A 16,773-nucleotide genomic window follows, 5' to 3' on the forward strand; every position below is an offset into this window, starting at 1 on the left:
GCATGGCCCCCGAACAGCAGAAGAAGCCCCGCGCGGACAACGACTGGACGACGGAGATCGTCCTCCTCGTCGTCGGCGTCCTCGCCCTCCTGTGCGGCGCGTGGCTCGCGGCCCGCCTCGGCGCGTCGTTCGCCGACGAACCGGAGCCCCCGGGCAACCCCTTCTCCTTCGCCATCGCCCTCGCCAAGGGCGACTACGGGTGGCCGGGCGGCGCCGCGAGCGCCATCGCCGCCGCCGAGGTGCTGCTCCTCGCCGGCCTGGTCACCGCCGGGTACCGGATCATCCAGCGGATGCGCAACAAGCCGGAAGTGGACCGTGCGGCCCGGCACATGGCGGGCGGCTCGGACCTCGGCAAGCTCACCATGAAGGGCGCCGCCGCGACCGCGGAGCGCCTCGGGGTACGGGGCCAGGTGCCCGGCGTCTTCATCGGCCGGTCGCTGCGCGGCCGGCAGCCGCTGTACGGCTCGTTCGAGGACATGCACGTCGACATCTGGGGCCCCCGTACCGGCAAGACGACCCGGCGCGCCATCCCGGCGATCCTGGACGCCCCCGGGGCCGTCCTCGTCACCTCCAACAAGCGGGACATCGTCGACGCCACGCGCGGCCCCCGCCAGGCCCGCGGCCAGGTGTGGGTCTTCGACCCGCAGCAGGTGGCGCAGGAGCCGACGGCCTGGTGGTGGAACCCGCTGTCGTACGTCACCGACGTCGCCAAGGCCCGCAAACTGGCCGACCACTTCGCCTCGGGCTCGCGCGACGCCGACGCGTCCACCGACGCGTTCTTCGACCCGGCGGGACAGGACCTCCTGGCCAACCTGCTGCTCGCGGCGGCCTGCGCCAAGGCGCCCATCACGCAGATCTACGGCTGGCTGGCCAACCCGAAGGACGACACCCCCGAGCGCATCCTGCGCGGCGCCGGGCACCACATGCCCGCCGACGCCCTCTCGGGCGTCATCACGGCCCCCGACAAGCAGCGCAGCGGCATCTACGGCGTCGCCCAGCAGATGGCGTCCTGCCTGATCAACCCCGAGGTCAACAAGTGGGTGACGCCGCTCGGCCCGGCCGACGACCGCCCGGAGCTCGACCCCGCCGAGTTCGTCCGCAGCGGCAACACCCTGTACTCGCTCTCCCGCGAGGGCAGTGACTCCGCCGGCCCGCTGGTCACGGCCCTGACCGTGGCCGTCGTCGAGGCGGCCGAGGAGTACGCCACCACGCAGCGCGGCGGCCGGCTGCCGCTGCCGATGGTCGGCGTCCTGGACGAGGCGGCGAACGTCTGCCGCTGGCGCGCCCTGCCCGACCTCTACTCGCACTACGGCTCGCGCGGCATCATCTTGATGACGATCCTCCAGTCCTGGGCCCAGGGCGTCGAGGTGTGGGGCGACCGCGGCATGGAGAAGCTCTGGTCCGCCGCGAACGTCCGCGTCTACGGCGGCGGTGTCTCCGACACCCGCTTCCTCGGCGACCTCTCGGAGCTGGCGGGCGAGTACGAGCTGCGCGACTACTCCGCGACGCAGGAGGCGGAGTTCGGCGGCTGGTCCGGCAACCGAACGGTGAACGAGTCCGTCCGCCGCGAGCGCGTCCTGCAGGTCTCCGACCTGGGCTCGATGCCCCCGGGCCGGGCCCTCGTCCTGGCCTCGGGCACCAAGCCGGTCCTGGTGGAGACGATCCCGTGGTGGGAGGGCCCGTACGCCCAGCAGGTCAAGGCCTCCCTGGCCAAGCACGACCCGGGCGCCGCCTGACGGCCGGGTCCGCGGACCATTCGACGAGCGGCGGCCGGACCTGTGCACACAGGGGCCGGCCGCAGCCGTCCGTGAGGCGCAGGCGGGCGTGCAGGACTCCGGTGTTCAGCGCGGCGGCGGCGGTGTCCGGGTCGATGGCGTCGAGCATCAGCTTGGCGCGGCGGAACATGGCGAAGGTTCCGGTTTCCCCGTCCACGCTGCCCCACGTCAGGTAGACGAAGCGGGCCCCGGGGCGGCCTTGGACGTACGGCCCTTTGAGGTCGACCCCCGAGCCGGTCGGGGTCGCGGTCGCCGTGCACTCCAGCGTCCAGAGCGCCGACACGGCGTCGCCGGGGTGCGGATCCAGCAGGTCGTCCGCCCGGCCCCGTCGCTGGACGGCGACGTGCACGTTGCCGTAGCCGGGGAACCCCGGCCCGGCGGGACACGTGCGCCCCGGCAGGTCGACGCCCTCGATCCGCATCTCCATGGCCCCATCCTGCCCGGCTAGGCGCTCGCCCCGGAGCCGGTGGGGGTGAAGATCCGGTCCAGGTGGTGGCGCAGCACCCCGGTGGCGGAATCGGGCCCGCGCCGGCCCACCAGGATGCTGGTGCCCATCGCCGCCGCCATGGCGAGCAGGCTGATCGCCTCCGTGCGCGCGTCGACGCCGGGGTCGGCCGGCGCGGAGTCCTGCGCCTGCCGGATCAGACCGGCGAGGGCGTCCTCGGCGGCGTCGGGGTTGTCGATGGGCGTTCTTGCGGCGCCGGGTACGGCCACCGCGTCTGCGTCGCCTCGCGGGCGGGCGCCGCGTCACCGGCCGCTCGGCATGCCGGGGAAGGCGATCGGGTACGAGACCGTCGGCTCCGGCCGGGGTGCCGGCTGCCCCGGGTCCGCATCCGCCCCGGCCGTTGTGGAGCTGTTGCCGAGGACGAAGACCCCGGCGACGATCAGGCCCGGCGGAGCGGTCTCCCGTCGGGCCACGGAGGAAGCCGGAGACGGCTGCCGGCCTTGGTGCCGTGCGACTTCACGTACGCGTTGATCCAGGGCACGGCCGCATCCCCCTCGTTGGTCGCGCTGCGCCTCCCCGCGCGACCGACCCATGAAAGCAGCTGCCACTGACCACACGTCACCGATCAGTCGCCATTCGTGACGATCGGCCGAAATGCGGGGCGTGCGCGGCGCAGGGAAGACAGACGCCGAGTGCGGCGTGGTGGGCGAGGGCCACCGGCGCGGGGCCGTGGTCCGGCAGGTCGGCGACCGCGAGGGCCGCGCGGGGGAGGTGCGGGGCGCGGGCGGTGGCGGCGGTCCGGCGGACGACGGCCCGCAGCCGCGCGGCGGCATCGGACGGCGGGCCGGGCGCGCCGACGGCCAGGGCGAGCGGGCCGTACGGGGCGAGTGCGAGCAGCCAGCGGTGGCCGTGGTGCGCGACGGCGACCACCGGCGCGCCGGTGCCGGGCGTATCGGGAGCGCCGGTCAGCCGGGCGGCGCGGAAGTCGCTCGCCGGGTCCCAGCGCAGCCCGATGCGCTCCGGGGGCACCCGCAGGTGCTCGGCCAGGGCGCGCCGGGCGCCGGCGCGGGCGGCGAAGAACCAGACCCGTTCCTCGTCGCGGGCGATGCGGGCGCCGCGCAGCTTCTCCTCCCGCCCGAGCAGCGCGACATCGGCCCGGCGGGCGGTGTGCTCCCCGCCCCCGACGCCGTACCAGACGTGCACCGCGTCCGGGGCCGGCGGCGTCACCACGCGGCCATCCACGCGGCCCGGCAGGCGGCCGTCACGCCCGGAACGGCGAGGCCAGGCGGACACCCACCGAGCAGGGCGCCAGGAACGCGTCGTCGGGGCGGCCGGCGACGAGCTGGGCGCCGAGCTCCCGGACGTGCTCCTCGGTCAGGATCAGCTCGACGTAGTCGCCGCTGTCCCGGATCGACACGTGCAGCGACACGTTGCCCTCGGCGTCACGGGACAGGCCCATGGTGCCGTCCACCACTCCGGGGATCATCGACGGCGTCTGGCGGGTCGGTGCGTACGAGCTCATCGTTTTCTCCAACGGGAACGGCGGGAACGGCGGGAACGGCGGGAACGGCGGGAACGGCGGAGCGGGTACAACAGGCAGGGGCGGGGTCAAGCGCGGACTTCCGCCCGCCGCCGCGCGGCGACGGCGGCGGCGATCCGCCCGCCGAACAGGCCGACGAGCAGACCGAGGACGATCAGCAGGAGCGACAGGGCCTTCGCGGCGGGCAGCTCCTCGTCGAAGAGCACCATCGAGCCGACGATGCCGAAGACCGGGACGAGCAGGGACAGCGGGGCGACGGTGGAGACCGGGTACTCCCTGAGCAGCCAGTTCCACATCCAGTACGCGAACAGCGTGTTCGGGTAGACCTGGAAGAGGACCGAGGCGACCGCCGTCAGGTCCGCCTGCTCGGCCAGCCGCGTGTAGCCGTCGGTGCCGTTGGCCAGCAGATCGAGGGCGAACAGCGGTACCGGCGAGAACAGGCAGGACCACACCAGGAAGCCGAGGACGTCCTTGGGGGCGGCCTTCTTCATGACGACGTTGGCCACGCTCCAGGCCGCCGCGCCGCACAGCACCAGGCCGATCCCGGCCAGGGTGACGCTGCCGTCGGTGATGAAGGCCGTGCAGGCCAGGCCGGTCAGGGCGACCGCGGCGCCCGCGAACTGCAGGCCGGTCAGCTTCTCCCGGAACACGAAGGCGCCGAGGAAGACCGTGAAGAACGCGCTGGCCTGGAGCACCAGGGAGGCGATGCCGGCGGAGAGCCCGACCCGCACGCCGAGGTTGACCACCCCCCACAGGCCGACCCCGAACACCAGCCCGTACCCGGCGAGATGCCGCCAGGGGACGTCGGGCCGGCGGATGAACAGGACCGCCGGGAACGCGCAGAGCGTGAAGCGGATGCCCGCCAGGATGAACGGGTCGACCGAGGTGAGGCCGATCTTGATGACCGAGAAGTTGACGCCCCAGATCGCGGTGATCAGTACGGCGAGTGCGATGTGCCGGCCCTTCACGGCTCACCCCACCTCTCGCGTGGAGTGGAACCCCCGGCGGTGCCACAGCAGCGGCTCGGTAACCCCGTGCGTGCGCACCCCGGTGACCTCGCCGATGAGGAGATGGTGGTCGCCGACCGGGATCAGGTCCGCGGTACGGCAGTGCAGTACCGCCGCCGCGTCCGCCAGGTACGGCAGGTCCGTGCCGGTCCAGTCCTCGAAGCCGAGGCCGGCGAACCGGTCGACGCCGCGCGAGGCGAACTGCCGGGCCGCCGCCGCGTGGTGGGAGCCGAGCACGTTGACGGTGAACCCCGCGGCGGCGGTGAGCGCGGCCCGGCAGCTGGAGTCGTTGGACAGTCCCACCAGGAGCAGCGGCGGGTCCAGCGACACCGAGGTCACCGCGGAGGCGGTGAAGCCCTTGCGGTGCCCGTGTGCGTCACGGGTGGCGACGATGGTCAGCGGGGCCGCGAGCAGCGCCATCGCCTCGCGGAAGGTGTGGCCGTCCACAGGTGTGGACGTGTCCTGGGCCATTACGGTCACGGTTTTTCCTCAGGTGTGGGTACGTACGGGCCGCTCAGGCGGCCGGAGCGGGTTCCGGGCTGGCCTTGTCGCCGGCCGCGTCGGCGCCGGCCTTGTCGCCCGCGTCGGCGTCGGCGCCCGCGTCGGCGTCCGCGTCCGCCGCGGCGACCGCCCGGCGGAAGCTGCGGATGGTCAGCGGCAGCGCGACCGCGCCGAACGCGCTGAGCAGCACGGCCAGTACGCTCACCAGCCGCTGCGGGCCGATGGCGGCGCCGACGCTGCTGATGAGCAGACCGCCGATCGGGTACGAGAGCAGGCCGATGAGGAAGAACGGCCCCATCACCTTGCCCAGGTGCTGCTGCGGGATGACCTTGACCCGCTCGGTCCGGTTGAACACGTTGAAGTACGCGACGCCGCACAGCGCGGCCACGAACGCGGGCGCGTACACCGTGAAGGTCGGGGCGAACCCGAGGACCAGCAGGCACGCGCACATCACGACGTAGCCGAGCACGCCCAGCAGCCACACCCCGAAGCGCTTCAGCAGCCGCGGTGTCATCAGCAGGTTGACCAGTCCGGCGACCCCCACCAGCATGTTCAGCAGGGCGAACGACGACTCCGGGGCCCCCAGGACGTCCGTGACGACCGCCGCGTTGGCGCCGAGCATGGTGGCGAAGACCAGGTTGATCGCGAAGTTCAGGCTCGCCAGCAGCATCACCGGGCGGTTGCCCAGCAGCAGCTTCCAGCCCAGCCCCAGCTCGCCCAGGTTGCCCCGTACGGTGCCGGCGCCCGCGGTGCGGGTGCCGCGCGGCAGCTTCAGCCAGCAGGCCGCGGCGGCCAGGAACATCAGCGCCGCCAGTCCCAGCAGCCAGATCTTGCCGAGGACCATCACCGCCAGGACCGCCAGCCCCGGACCGAGTGCCATCGCCAGCAGCTCCATGTTCTGGAACAGTGCCTGGGTGCGCGGCAGATCCTCCTTCGAGGCGAGCTGCGGCACGGTCTTCTCGATGGACATCCGCACCGGCGCCACCAGCGTGGACAGCAGCGCTCCGTTGACCATCAGCACACCGACCGTCCAGGACGGCGCGGCGAAGCAGAGCGCCACCGTCACGGCCAGGACCACGCCGCGCGCGGTGTTGGCCCGGGAGAACAGCCGGGTGCCGCCGTCCCGGTCCGCCATCAGCCCGGCGAACGGGTAGACCAGCAGGCAGGGCAGCCATTCCACGGCGTAGGCGAGGCCGAGCAGGGACAGCTTGCCGGACTCCTGGAAGATGATCAGCGGCACGCTGAAGAGCACCAGCTGCTCGGACATCAGGCCGAGCAGCACCCCGCCGGCGAACAGCGCCCGGCGCAGCCGCAGCCCGCTCATCGGACGACCGCCGCGCCCGAACCGGCCTCGGTCTTCTCCAGGTCGCGCAGCACCGGCAGCACGCCGGTGTAGAAGTGGCGCATCTCGTCGCGGGCCGGCCAGCCCGAGAAGATGAACTGCGTGACGCCCGCCGCCTTGTACGCCATGAGCTCGGCGGCGATCTCCGCGTGGCTGCCGACCAGGCACAGGGCGGGCCCGCCCCGGTAGGCGACCGCACCGGACCACAGGACCGGCGATATCCAGCCGTGGCCCGCCTCCTCGGCGAGGCGGAACGAGTTCTTCACCGCGGCCGAGTCCGCCGCGGCGACGAAGTCCGCCACGAAGGCCCGGTGGTTCTCGTCCGCGCCCCGCATGACCTCGGCGAGGTCGGCGAGCGCCTCCTCGCGGGTCGGGCGGCTCAGCACCTGCATCCGCAGGCCGACGCCCACGCCCCGCTCCCGGAACGGCCGGGCGGCCGCCGCGATGGCCTGCGGCGTGTCCCCGTACCGGAACCAGCAGTCGCCGTGGGTCAGCGCGGTCCGCTGGGCGATCTCGGAGGCGCCGCTGACGTAGATCTCCGGCCGGTCGCCGCCCCAGTAGCCGAGACCCAGCTGGGCGTCCTTGAGCCGGTAGTGCTCCCCCTCGTACGTCAGCGGGGTCTCGCCGCGCCAGAAGCGGTGCAGGACGTCGAGGAACTCGCCCGCCCGCGCGTACCTCTCGTCGTGCGGGAGGAAGTCCCCGTAGTACGCCTGCTCCACCGGGGAGATCCCGGCCACCAGGTTGAGCGCGATGCGCCCCTTCGACATCCACGAGACGGTGTTGACCAGCTGCGCGAAGAGCGTCGGGGAGAGCAGTCCGGGCCGGTAGGCCAGGATGAAGCGGACCTTCTCCGTCTCCCGCGCCAGCGCCCCGAGCACGGGCAGCGGGTCGGGCAGGCTGTAGCTCTGCGCCATCAGCAGGGACTCCACGCCGAGGGCGTCCGCCTCCTGCGCGTACTCCACCGCGCCGTCCAGGTCGAGCAGGTCCGAGCGGTACTTCTCGGCACCCTTCTTCTGCCCGCTGTCCAGCGATGAGCCCCAGTGGATCCTGAGCTCGGTCATGCCTGTACTCCGCTCTGCTGCTTCTTCGGGTTCCCGGCGGCGCCGGTGGTGGTCCGTATGCGCAGGGACCGGAACAGTCCCGCCATCCAGTCCCGGGTGCGCGCCGGGGACGCGGTGACCGCGATCCCGGCCAGCGCCGTCTCGTGGGCGCCGTAGGTGATGTGGCCGGGCAGCGGGCTGCCCGGGGTGAGTTCGTGCCAGGTGACGGTCTCGGGTGCGGTGCGGTACGCCCCGGCCCCGTCGAAGCCGTCGAACACCTCGCCCGCCAGGTGGTGTCCGGGGTGGACGAACCAGCCGTACCAGGAGCGCTCCGCCGGCGGCGGGGGCAGAGCGTCCGCGACCTGCTCGCCGAGCAGGATCCGCAGCTCCCAGGAGGGCAGGTGGATGCCGGTGGCCAGCTCGAAGACGGCGACCACGTCGGCGCCGCCGACCCGGTTGCCGACCTCCAGGAAGACCGGCTCCCCGTCGTGGACGATCGCCTCCAGGTGGAAGCTGCCGTCCTCGATGCGGACCGCCGCCAGCACGTCCGTCACCCAGTCGCGCACCTCGTCGGGGCAGTCGATCTGGAACGAGCCCATCGGCAGGCCCTGCGCGTACGCCAGGCAGGTCCCCAGGTACTCGCTGGCGCCCAGGGCGAGCACCTTGCCGCCCTCGACCAGGCCGTCGTAGTGGCGGACCGGCCCCTCCACGAACTCCTCGACCTCGAACCCGGACACCGCACCGGTGCGCTCGGCCGCGTCGAGTTCGCCGACGCCGGTGCGCCGTGCGGCCACGGCCTCGTGGGCCTCGGCGGCGCTGCTGAACACCGTCACGTCGACGCTGGAGGCGCCCCGGTGCGGCTTGAGCACGGTGGCCCCGGTCCAGGGCGCGGCGCCGCCCCGCTCCAGGAAGTCGGCCAGCGACAGGAACCGCGGCGCTCGCAGGCCCGCGTCGGCCACGGCCTGCTTCATCAGGATCTTGTCCCGGGCGAGCGTGACCTGCTCGACGGGGGCGCCGGGTACGCCGTACCGCTCGCGCAGCCGGGCCGCGTCGAGGAGTTCGTACTCGGAGAGCGAGATGATCCGGTCGAAGGGGCGCCGTACGCCGTCCAGCCAGGCCGCTGCCTCGTCGAACGCCGCGCCTTCGCCGGGCCGTTCGACGCGCTCGCACGGCAGGCCGACGGGCAGGGTGGCGAGCGCCGCCCGGGTGCCCAGGTAGGTGACGCGATGCCGGGCGTGGTCGATGCCCCGGGCGTACTCGATCTTCGGGTACGGGACGCGGTGCAGGATCAGGATGTCCATCAGCAGGCCTCCAGTTCGGTCGCGGGGTCGGGGAAGAAGGCCCGGTCGCGGCCGCAGGCCGCGTCGAGCGCGGTCGGCCAGGCCTCCCGCAGGGTCCGCACCACGTCCCGGATGTCGACCCGGTCGGTGTGCAGCGTCAGGCAGCCCTGGGCGGCGAAGTCCGCGTTGTCCCGCGGCTGGGCGTGCAGGGTCCGCCGGCCGGTCACCAGCCAGCCGAACTCGCGGGCCCGCAGCTCGCCCGGGCGCAGGTCCAGCGCCCGCGCGGTCTCGGCCAGCGCGTCCTCGAACGGCGTGGCCCCGGGGCGCAGGTCCTCGCGGGAGAACAGCCGGTCCGAGGAGACGCCCAGCATCACGGTGGCCGCCGAGCAGGACGGCTCGGGCAGGACGCCCGGGGCATCGCCGCCGAACGCCGAGTCCACCCACGCCGCGTACAGGTCGATCCCGTACACCCAGTGCGCCAGCGACCAGATCTTCATGCCGGCCGGGCGGCGGTTGGGCTCGACGACCGCCGCGTACCGGTCGTCGTCGCTCAGCTTGATCTCGTTGTGGAACGGCCCGTCGCACTGGCCGACCAGCACGTTGGCCCCCCGCCCGGCCCGCTCCAGGGAGGCCAGGCCGGTCTCGGTGACCCGGGCCGGCAGCACCTGGGCGAACTCGACCGGGTAGCGTCCGGCCGCGCTCAGCTTCTCGGTGACGAACGACAGCCGGCCCAGCCCGTCGTAGGAGTACTCGCGGCGGTAGGGGATGATCTGCTCGCAGATCACACCGTCCGCGAGGTAGGGCAGCACCTCGGCGAAGGCCGCCCCCAGGTCGTCACCGGGCCTCACCAGCACCACGCCGCGGTTGTTGCCCTCCTTGGTGGGCTTGACCACGAAACCGTCCGGATGGCGGGCCGCGAACTCGCGCAGCCCGTCCATCGACTCGATCCGGGCGAACCCGGGCACCAGGACGCGCTGCGCGGCGAGCAGCGCCCTGGCCCCGTCCTCCGCGCGACGGTAGGCCAGCTTGCAGAACGCGGCCTCCGCCAGGTCCGGGGAGTCCACCGCCAGGCCGAGACGGCGCAGCAGTTCGGCGCCGGCGCGCACCGCGTTGTCGGAGAAGACGATGCCCGCCGCGAATTCCTCGCGGCGCTCGCCGAGCAGCTTCTCGCCGGCCTCGGCGAAGTCCGGGCGCAGCGGGTCGAGGTCGATGACCTCGTCGCAGATGAGCCGGTCCGCGTCGGTGGGGTGGGCGCGGACCAGGGTGACCGCGGCGCCGTGCGCCCGGTGTACGTGGTCCCGCATGCGGCGGACGTCGTCGATGCGGCTCAAGTTGTAGTCGACTATCAGGAACCGCGTTGGTTCGAGCGGCATCGTGGTCTCCTGCCTGCCGGCGCAGTGCCGGGCGTTCACATCTCGTACTGGACTTCGATGGCGTCGTGGGACGCCCGGATGAGTTCGGGGAGCAGCCGCTCGCGCTCGTCGAGGGGCATGCTCCACAGCAGCTGGCCGAGGAAGACCTCGCGCGCCTCGGAGTCGATCAGGTCGCCCACCTTGGCGAGGATCTGCGCGACGACGGGCCGCGCGGGCAGGTCCTCGGCGAGTGCGATCCGCGCGATGCGGCCGCGCTCGCCGAAGAAGACCCGGAAGAAGGTGGCCCGGCGCGCGGGCGAGGTGCCGTCGGGGCGGTACGAGATCTCCGCGAGCCGCCGGTTCCAGACGCCGAGGGCGTCCGGGCCGGGCCGGGCGGCGGCCAGCAGCAGGTCGATCCACAGGCCGAGCAGGTCGTCCGTGCCGACCAGCGCCTTCACGCTGTGCGAGATCAGGCTGCCGCCGACCCGGGGGTTGACCTCGATCAGCTCCCAGCGGCCCTCGTGGTGGCGGGCCTCGATGTGGAAGCAGCCCCAGCGCAGGTCCAGGTGGGCGAGCAGGCCGAGCACCCAGGCGCGGCCCGCGGCGAGGTCCGCCGGGCCCAGGGAGCCGGGCGGGCTGACGCAGGCGTTCTCCAGGACCGCTCCGGCGGTCTCGGTGACCTCGGACTTCTCGTGTACGGCGACGAGATGCGCGCTGCCGTCGGCGACGAGCACCTCGAAGCTGAACTCCCGCCCCGGCAGGTAGTCCTCGACGAGGAACGGCACGCCCGCCGCGAACGCGGAGGCGTAGACCGGGTCCTGGCGGGCCTCGTCGGCGATGCGCTCGACGTCGGCCCAGGTGGTTGCGGCGGTGAGCGCGAAGGTGCCGAGCGACGCGATGCCGCTGACCGGCTTCACGAAGTACCGGCCCCCGCCGGCCTGGTGGGCGGCGAGCGAGTCGGGCGTGAGGGCGGTGGCCCGGGTGCGGCCGAGACCGGCGTCGGCGAGGCCGTTGCGCAGGGCGAGCTTGTCCCGCAGCGCCAGGACCTGCTCCTCGGCGAGGTCGGGGAGGTTCAGGAGGGAGTTGGCGTGCGCCATCAGGTGGCGGTAGCCCTCCCAGACGGTGAGGCAGCCGAGGACGCGTTCGCCGCGGCGGTCCAGTGCGGCGAGGTGGTCCTCGACGTCGGCGCGGGTCAGCACGTGGGAGTCGGCCGAGTGGACGTCGTACGCCTTGGCGGCCAGGTCGTCGAGGCGCTCGGGCAGGTGCTCGGGCAGCGGCCGGGACGTCAGGACGTACGTCTTGACGCCGCGGCTGTCGAGCGCGCCGATCAGGTCTTCCAGGAAGGAGAACCCGACGTGGCTGAGGAGGAGGACACCCCCGCGGTCGTCCGGGTCGGGCGCGGTGGTGTCACGCGGGGTACGGGGGTGGTTCACCCGGCCGTCCTTTCGCAGTGGGGTGGGAACCGGTGCACGGGGCGGCGGCGTGCGGGTGGGGGCGCGGCGGGCGCCGTTGGGGGTGAGTGGCGCCCGCCGCGCTCCCGGCCGGGCCGTCGGTCAGACGGCCGCGAGCTCCGCGGCCTCTTCGGCGCCGAGGATCGTGTCCTCGTAGAGCTCCTTGTAGTAGAGGGCGAGGATCGACTGGTGCTCGCGCAGGTAGGTGCGCAGCGCCGCGATGTCCTCGTCGCTGCGGATCAGGAAGCGCAGCGCGGCCCAGACCTCGCCCGGGTGGTCGTCGTTGATGTCGGTGTGGGAGTGGCTGATCTGGCCGGCCAGGTTGCCCTCGCCGACCGACTCCTTGAGCGCGACGAGCTTGCGCGGCTCCAGCTTCACGTTCACGTACTCGACGAGGTACGAGTACGCGACGACGCCGAGCGGGCCCTCGTGGTCGAGGAGGTAGGAGAAGTAGCCGGTGAGCAGCTTCGTCGACAGGTACGGCTCGATGGCGAGGAACTCCTCGCGGGAGACGCCGACCTTGGCGAGGTCGTCGATGAAGAGCTCGTCGTGGAGCATCTCCTCCTGCTCGTAGTTGGCCCAGATCTGCGCGGCTTCGGGGCTGCGCTTGGCGATCTCGGACAGGGCCTTGGACTCGGCGACGCGCAGCAGGCGGATGCGCCATGCCGTCTCGACGAGGTGGCGCTTGTAGTACGCGGAGTCGACGTTCTTGCCCTCCAGGTGCGCGGCGTGCGGCACGGACTCGTACCACTCCTGCACCTGCTGGTCGATCTGCTCGTCGATGGCGGCGCGCAGTTCGAGGGAGCGGGCGGCGTTGAGGAACGGGAAGCGGTTCTCGTAGCCGGCGTTGATGACGCGGTTGGTCATGGTGGTGACGGTTCTTTCTGTTGCGTGATGACGTGAACTGGTGTTCTGCGTGCGGTGATGGGTCAGTTGTCCGCGACGCGCAGGGTCGCGGCGTCCAGGAGGCGGCACTGGCAGGCCAGACGGTGGTCGCCGCCGGACTTGCCGAGGTCCTCCAGGAAGTCGATTTCGTCGGGGTCGGGTTCGCCCAGGGCCGCTACGCCGCCCTCCAGGACCTCGACCACGCAGGCGCCGCACGCCCCCGACCGGCAGCCGAAGGGGATGACGCGCTGCTGGATCTCGTACTCGAGGTCGGTGAGGCGGGAACCCGCCGGGAGCAAGACCTCCAGGCCCTGCGGCTGGAGCGTGAGCTTCTTGAGGTTCATCGGAGTTGGCGTTTCCTAGGGAGTGCCGGCGAAGCGGCGTCGGCCGGTCACCTCGTGGCGGGCACGCCGGGCGGGGTGAGCGGGGGCGGGACGGTGTCGGAGGAGTGCTCCGGGGCGAGCCGGGAGCCGGGGCGCAGGGCGACGGCCGCGTGGTTGACCGCGGTGGCCGCCTCGCCGAAGCCCACCGAGATCAGGGGGACGCGGCCGGGGTAGGTGCAGCCGTCGCCGGCGGCGTAGACGCCGGGCAGGCTGGTGCGCATGGCCTGGTCCACGGAGATCTGGCGGTTGTCGAGCGCCAGCCCCCAGCCGGCGATCGGGCCGAGCCGGCTGGTGAAGCCGAGCGCGGCGACCAGCGCCTGGGCGGGCCGCTCCAGGACGGTGTCGCCCGCGGTGATCCGTACCCGCTCCAGGGCGCCGCCGCCCTCGCAGGCGGTGACCCGGGCGTCGGTCAGGATCTCGACGGGGGAGTCGTGGAGCTGGCGGACGCTGTGCTCGTGCGCCCGGAAGGCGCCCCTGCGGTGGACGAGCGTGACGCTGCGGGCGAGCGGGGCGAGGGCGAGCGCCCAGTCGACCGCGCTGTCGCCGCCGCCCACGACGATGACGTCCCTGTCGCGGTGATCGTCGAGCCGGGCCACGTGGTACGCGACACCGCGGCCCTCGTACGGGACGGCGCACGGCAGGGTGCGCGGGCTGAAGCTGCCCAGGCCCGCGGTGATCACCACGGCCCCGGTGCGCACCAGCCGGCCCGCGTCGGTGCCGACCAGCCAGCCGTCACCGTCCCGTACCAGGGTGGTGGCGGTCTGCCCGAGCAGGTGCCGGGTCCCGAACGGGGCGGCCTGCGCGAGCAGGTTGTCGACGAGGTCGCGCCCCTTGATCGCGGGATGCCCGGCGATGTCGTACAGGAACTTCTCCGGGTAGAGCGCGGCGACCTGCCCGCCCGGGTGGGCGAGCGTGTCGACGACGGTGGTGCTCAGGCCGCGGAACCCGGCGTAGTACGCGGCGTACAGGCCGGCGGGTCCGGCGCCGATGACGGTCAGGTCGGTGGTGTGGTCGGGGATCGCGGGCGCGTCGGGCGCCTCGTGCGGGGCGGCCGCGTCGGGCGGGGCGGCCGCCTGGGGCCGGGTGGTCATGTCAGGCCTCCGCGCGGGCACGGTCCTCGCGCAGGGCGAGGAGCTGGTGGAGGAAGCCGTGGAGCGGCGCGGCGACCCCGGCACGGGCGGCGAGCCCCGCCACGGCGCCGGTCCAGGCGTCGAGTTCGGAGGGCCGGCCGGCGGCGATGTCGCGCTGCAGCGAGGACGTGCCCTCGGCGGGCTGCGCGTCCACGAAGGCGAGGGTCTCCTCGATGATTCCGGCGGGCAGGGTGACCCCGTGCGCCTCGGCGACCAGCCGGACCTCCGCCATGCCGTCGGCGAGCAGCTGCCGGGTGCCGGGGCGGGTGCGCAGCTCGCCGATGGTCGCGCCGGTGGCGGCGCCGAGTCCGCCGAAGGGCACGACGAAGAGCAGCTTCGCCCACAGTTCGGCCCAGATGTCCGCGGGCACGGTGACGGGCACGCCCGCCCCGGTGAAGGCATCGCGGATCCGGCGGACCCGCTCGCTGTCCCGGTTGTCCCACTCGCCGAAGGTGAGGGAGCCCGCGCCTCCGACGTGCCGGATCCGGCCGGGCCCGTCCAGCATGGTGATGATCTTCGCTACGGCCGGCAGGACGGCGGCGCGGCCGACCGCGGCGGCGGTCTCCTCCGGCGCGGTGACGCCGTTCTGCAGGGTCAGCACGGCGGTGCCGGGCCCGACCAGCGGGTCCAGCAGCGGGAGCGCGGCGCCCAGCTGCCAGGTCTTCACGGCGAGCAGCACCAGGTCCACCGGGCCGGTGCGGCCGCCGCCTTCGCTGCCGCCTGCGCCGTCGGTGCTGCCTGCGCCGGCGGTGTCGTCCGTGCCGTCCGTGCCGTCGGAGGCGGACACCCGTGGCAGGGTCGTGGTCCCGCCGGGTCCGGTCACCGTCAGGCCGTGCTCGCGCAGCGCCGCGAGATGCGCGCCGCGGGCCACGAAATGCACATCGTGTCCCGCCCCGGCGAGCCGGGCGCCGAAGTAGCCGCCGATGCCGCCGGAACCGATCACCGCCACCTTCATGCCGCCGATGCGGTTCGCCCTAATAGCGTCCGTTCCCATTTCAGAGCCCTCTGGTATAGTCCATTTGAAAGCGGTGCCCCGTCCTGCGTGCACCCGAATCGCGCCCGTACGGATCGTGCGCGACAATTCCGCAATCGGGGCAGGTGTCGGGTGGGCATTCACGTGACAAGCGCCGTGCTGCCGCTCTTATAAACCCGGTTTCCCGGTTGGTGTACAGCCGGTCCCGCACTCCGGCCGATCAGGCGCCCGGTGCGTGCCAGATGAGCTCGTAGGTCGCGTTCGCGCTGGCCAGAGCAGGTGCGTTGACCTCATCCGCGGTGGCCCCGGCGAAGCCGGCCTGTGCCGTCACACCGGCGAGGGCGAGCGCGAGCAGAAATACAGAAGTGATACGTGCGGTAACCACGGTAAAACGTCCCCCAAAGCAGCTGTTGATTCGAAGGGCGCAACCCCCTGCCCTTCTGGGATCAGCTTGCCGAAGCAATTGCCGGGGTGCCACCGAAACCCGGTGGTGACAAGTCGCAGACAACTTCCACTCACCCTCAAGGGAGGCCAGGAACGTGGAGAATCGGACAGATGCGACATCGGAATCCAAAATTCCGGAGTTTTGTGAACTTCATGTGACGCTCTACCGCATGGCTTTGGAGCGCGGCTCGCTGCACCCGGTCGTCGCCATGCTGGATCTGGACCGGACGGCGGACGAGATCGAGGCGGCCGTGGCCGACCTCGCGGCCCTCAGCCTGCTCCGCCCGCGGCAGGGCGCGGAGCTCGGCAACTGCGGGGGACCCGCTGACGGTCCGGTCGAGTACCTCCCGAGCAACCCCGAGGTCGCGCTGACCCACCTGGTCGGCCCCATCGAGGCCGACATCCGGCGGCTGCGCCGCCGGGCGGACGAGCTCGGCGCGCATGTGATGGCGATGAAGCCGGTCTTCGAGGAGGCGTGGCAGGGCCACTTCATGAAGGCACCGGTCGAGTACCTCACCAGCCTCGACGCCATCCGTGTCGCGCTGGAGCGGATCTCGGCCTCGATGCGGGTGGAACTCCTCGCTGCCCACCCCCACGTACCGCCGCCCGAGGCGCTGGACGACGCCTACCGCCGCACTGCCGAGCCGGTCGCCCGCGGCGTGCTGTGCCGCACCCTCTACCCGCATGCCGCGCTGTCCCACGGCTACATGCGCCAGCACCTGAGCCGCATGACCGAACTGGGCGTGGAGTTCCGCACGGTCAGCCACATCCCCGACCGCCTCCTGCTGATCGACGCCGCCACCGCGATCATCTCGGACCCCGAACAGCCCCCGGGTCAGGGCGCGCTCGTCGTGCGCGACCCGTCCCTGGTCCGCCACCTCTACCGCTCGTGGGAAAGCGTCTGGGACTCGGGCCGCCCCTTCGTGGCCGCCGACACGGCCGCCGCCCAGACGTCCCCGAAGGAGGAGCTCCGCCGCTCCATCCTCCACCTGCTCGACGCGGGCATGAAGGACGAAATGGCCGCCCGCCGGCTGTCGATGTCGACGACCACCTACCGCCGCCACGTCGCCGACCTGCTGACGGAACTGGACGCCCAGAGCCGCTTCCAGGCCGGCAGCTACGCCCGCCGCGCCGGCTGGCTGACCGACTGACCGGGACAGCGGATGCGCGCCGCCGTGCCGGCGGCACCGGGCCACCCAGGTGGTCAGTTGAACGGCGAGGGCAC

Annotated in this window: 18 protein-coding genes and 1 pseudogene; 2 read left to right on the top strand and 17 right to left on the bottom strand. The window is 73.0% G+C overall.

Annotation, left to right across the window (positions count from 1 at the left end):
• Positions 1-2 precede the first annotated feature (2 nt).
• Complete coding sequence (locus tag OG982_RS15370) at positions 3-1,736, top strand: type IV secretory system conjugative DNA transfer family protein (RefSeq protein ID WP_266786534.1); 1,734 nt, start codon at positions 3-5, stop codon at positions 1,734-1,736.
• Here OG982_RS15370 and OG982_RS15375 read toward each other — a convergent pair.
• The 17 genes and pseudogenes from OG982_RS15375 to OG982_RS15455 all read right to left on the bottom strand — a co-directional run bounded on the left by OG982_RS15375 (position 1,696) and on the right by OG982_RS15455 (position 15,489).
• The gene (locus OG982_RS15375) at positions 1,696-2,202 is read right to left on the bottom strand and encodes a DUF5990 family protein (RefSeq protein WP_266786532.1); all 507 of its coding nucleotides are present in this window, start codon (positions 2,200-2,202) and stop codon (positions 1,696-1,698) included. The two genes, OG982_RS15370 and OG982_RS15375, sit on opposite strands and share 41 nt — an antisense overlap.
• A gap of 17 nt (positions 2,203-2,219) precedes the next feature.
• Positions 2,220-2,462: pseudogene (locus OG982_RS15380) on the bottom strand (TetR/AcrR family transcriptional regulator); the annotation flags it as partial.
• A 60-nt stretch (positions 2,463-2,522) separates the two neighbouring features.
• The gene (locus OG982_RS15385; protein WP_266786529.1) at positions 2,523-2,693 is read right to left on the bottom strand and encodes a hypothetical protein; all 171 of its coding nucleotides are present in this window, start codon (positions 2,691-2,693) and stop codon (positions 2,523-2,525) included.
• 145 nt (positions 2,694-2,838) lie between these two features.
• Positions 2,839-3,450 carry a hypothetical protein gene (locus OG982_RS15390; RefSeq protein ID WP_266786527.1) on the bottom strand — a complete coding sequence of 204 codons (612 nt, stop codon included), beginning with the start codon at positions 3,448-3,450 and terminating at the stop codon, positions 2,839-2,841.
• A gap of 31 nt (positions 3,451-3,481) precedes the next feature.
• Complete coding sequence (locus tag OG982_RS15395; protein ID WP_266786525.1) at positions 3,482-3,742, bottom strand: hypothetical protein; 261 nt, start codon at positions 3,740-3,742, stop codon at positions 3,482-3,484.
• Positions 3,743-3,828: 86 nt separating this feature from the next.
• A complete protein-coding gene (locus OG982_RS15400; RefSeq protein ID WP_266948726.1) occupies positions 3,829-4,728 on the bottom strand; it encodes an EamA family transporter in 900 nt (299 codons plus the stop codon).
• Between the two features lie 3 nt (positions 4,729-4,731).
• Positions 4,732-5,238 (bottom strand): flavin reductase family protein, encoded by a 507-nt coding sequence (locus tag OG982_RS15405; protein ID WP_266949925.1) that lies wholly within the window; start codon positions 5,236-5,238, stop codon positions 4,732-4,734.
• Positions 5,239-5,281: 43 nt separating this feature from the next.
• A complete protein-coding gene (locus OG982_RS15410; protein WP_266786521.1) occupies positions 5,282-6,592 on the bottom strand; it encodes an MFS transporter in 1,311 nt (436 codons plus the stop codon).
• On the bottom strand, positions 6,589-7,671 hold the full coding sequence (locus OG982_RS15415) for an LLM class flavin-dependent oxidoreductase (protein WP_266948728.1): 1,083 nt from the start codon (positions 7,669-7,671) through the stop codon (positions 6,589-6,591). The genes OG982_RS15410 and OG982_RS15415 overlap by 4 nt, the downstream gene beginning before the upstream one ends.
• The gene (locus OG982_RS15420) at positions 7,668-8,951 is read right to left on the bottom strand and encodes an acetyl-CoA carboxylase biotin carboxylase subunit family protein (protein ID WP_266786517.1); all 1,284 of its coding nucleotides are present in this window, start codon (positions 8,949-8,951) and stop codon (positions 7,668-7,670) included. The genes OG982_RS15415 and OG982_RS15420 overlap by 4 nt, the downstream gene beginning before the upstream one ends.
• The gene (locus OG982_RS15425; RefSeq protein ID WP_266948729.1) at positions 8,951-10,303 is read right to left on the bottom strand and encodes an acetyl-CoA carboxylase biotin carboxylase subunit family protein; all 1,353 of its coding nucleotides are present in this window, start codon (positions 10,301-10,303) and stop codon (positions 8,951-8,953) included. The genes OG982_RS15420 and OG982_RS15425 overlap by 1 nt, the downstream gene beginning before the upstream one ends.
• A 35-nt stretch (positions 10,304-10,338) precedes the next feature.
• Entirely contained in the window at positions 10,339-11,715 is a 1,377-nt protein-coding gene (locus OG982_RS15430) for an acetyl-CoA carboxylase biotin carboxylase subunit family protein (RefSeq protein WP_266948731.1), read from the bottom strand.
• Positions 11,716-11,835: 120 nt separating this feature from the next.
• On the bottom strand, positions 11,836-12,600 hold the full coding sequence (locus tag OG982_RS15435) for a hypothetical protein (RefSeq protein WP_266786511.1): 765 nt from the start codon (positions 12,598-12,600) through the stop codon (positions 11,836-11,838).
• Positions 12,601-12,662: 62 nt separating this feature from the next.
• Positions 12,663-12,962: a 2Fe-2S iron-sulfur cluster-binding protein gene (locus OG982_RS15440; protein ID WP_266786509.1), complete on the bottom strand. Its 300-nt coding sequence runs from the start codon at positions 12,960-12,962 to the stop codon at positions 12,663-12,665.
• Between the two features lie 47 nt (positions 12,963-13,009).
• Positions 13,010-14,092 (bottom strand): NAD(P)/FAD-dependent oxidoreductase, encoded by a 1,083-nt coding sequence (locus OG982_RS15445; RefSeq protein ID WP_266948733.1) that lies wholly within the window; start codon positions 14,090-14,092, stop codon positions 13,010-13,012.
• A gap of 1 nt (position 14,093) precedes the next feature.
• Complete coding sequence (locus tag OG982_RS15450; RefSeq protein ID WP_266786505.1) at positions 14,094-15,125, bottom strand: 2-dehydropantoate 2-reductase; 1,032 nt, start codon at positions 15,123-15,125, stop codon at positions 14,094-14,096.
• A gap of 199 nt (positions 15,126-15,324) precedes the next feature.
• Entirely contained in the window at positions 15,325-15,489 is a 165-nt protein-coding gene (locus OG982_RS15455) for a hypothetical protein (RefSeq protein WP_266786503.1), read from the bottom strand.
• 229 nt (positions 15,490-15,718) lie between these two features.
• Here OG982_RS15455 and OG982_RS15460 point away from each other — a divergent pair, with 229 nt between their 5' ends.
• Positions 15,719-16,699: a hypothetical protein gene (locus OG982_RS15460; RefSeq protein WP_266786501.1), complete on the top strand. Its 981-nt coding sequence runs from the start codon at positions 15,719-15,721 to the stop codon at positions 16,697-16,699.
• The last annotated feature ends 74 nt before the right edge of the window (positions 16,700-16,773 follow it).

Origin of the sequence: Streptomyces sp. NBC_01551 (assembly GCF_026339935.1) — a bacterium.
Lineage (GTDB): Bacteria > Actinomycetota > Actinomycetes > Streptomycetales > Streptomycetaceae > Streptomyces.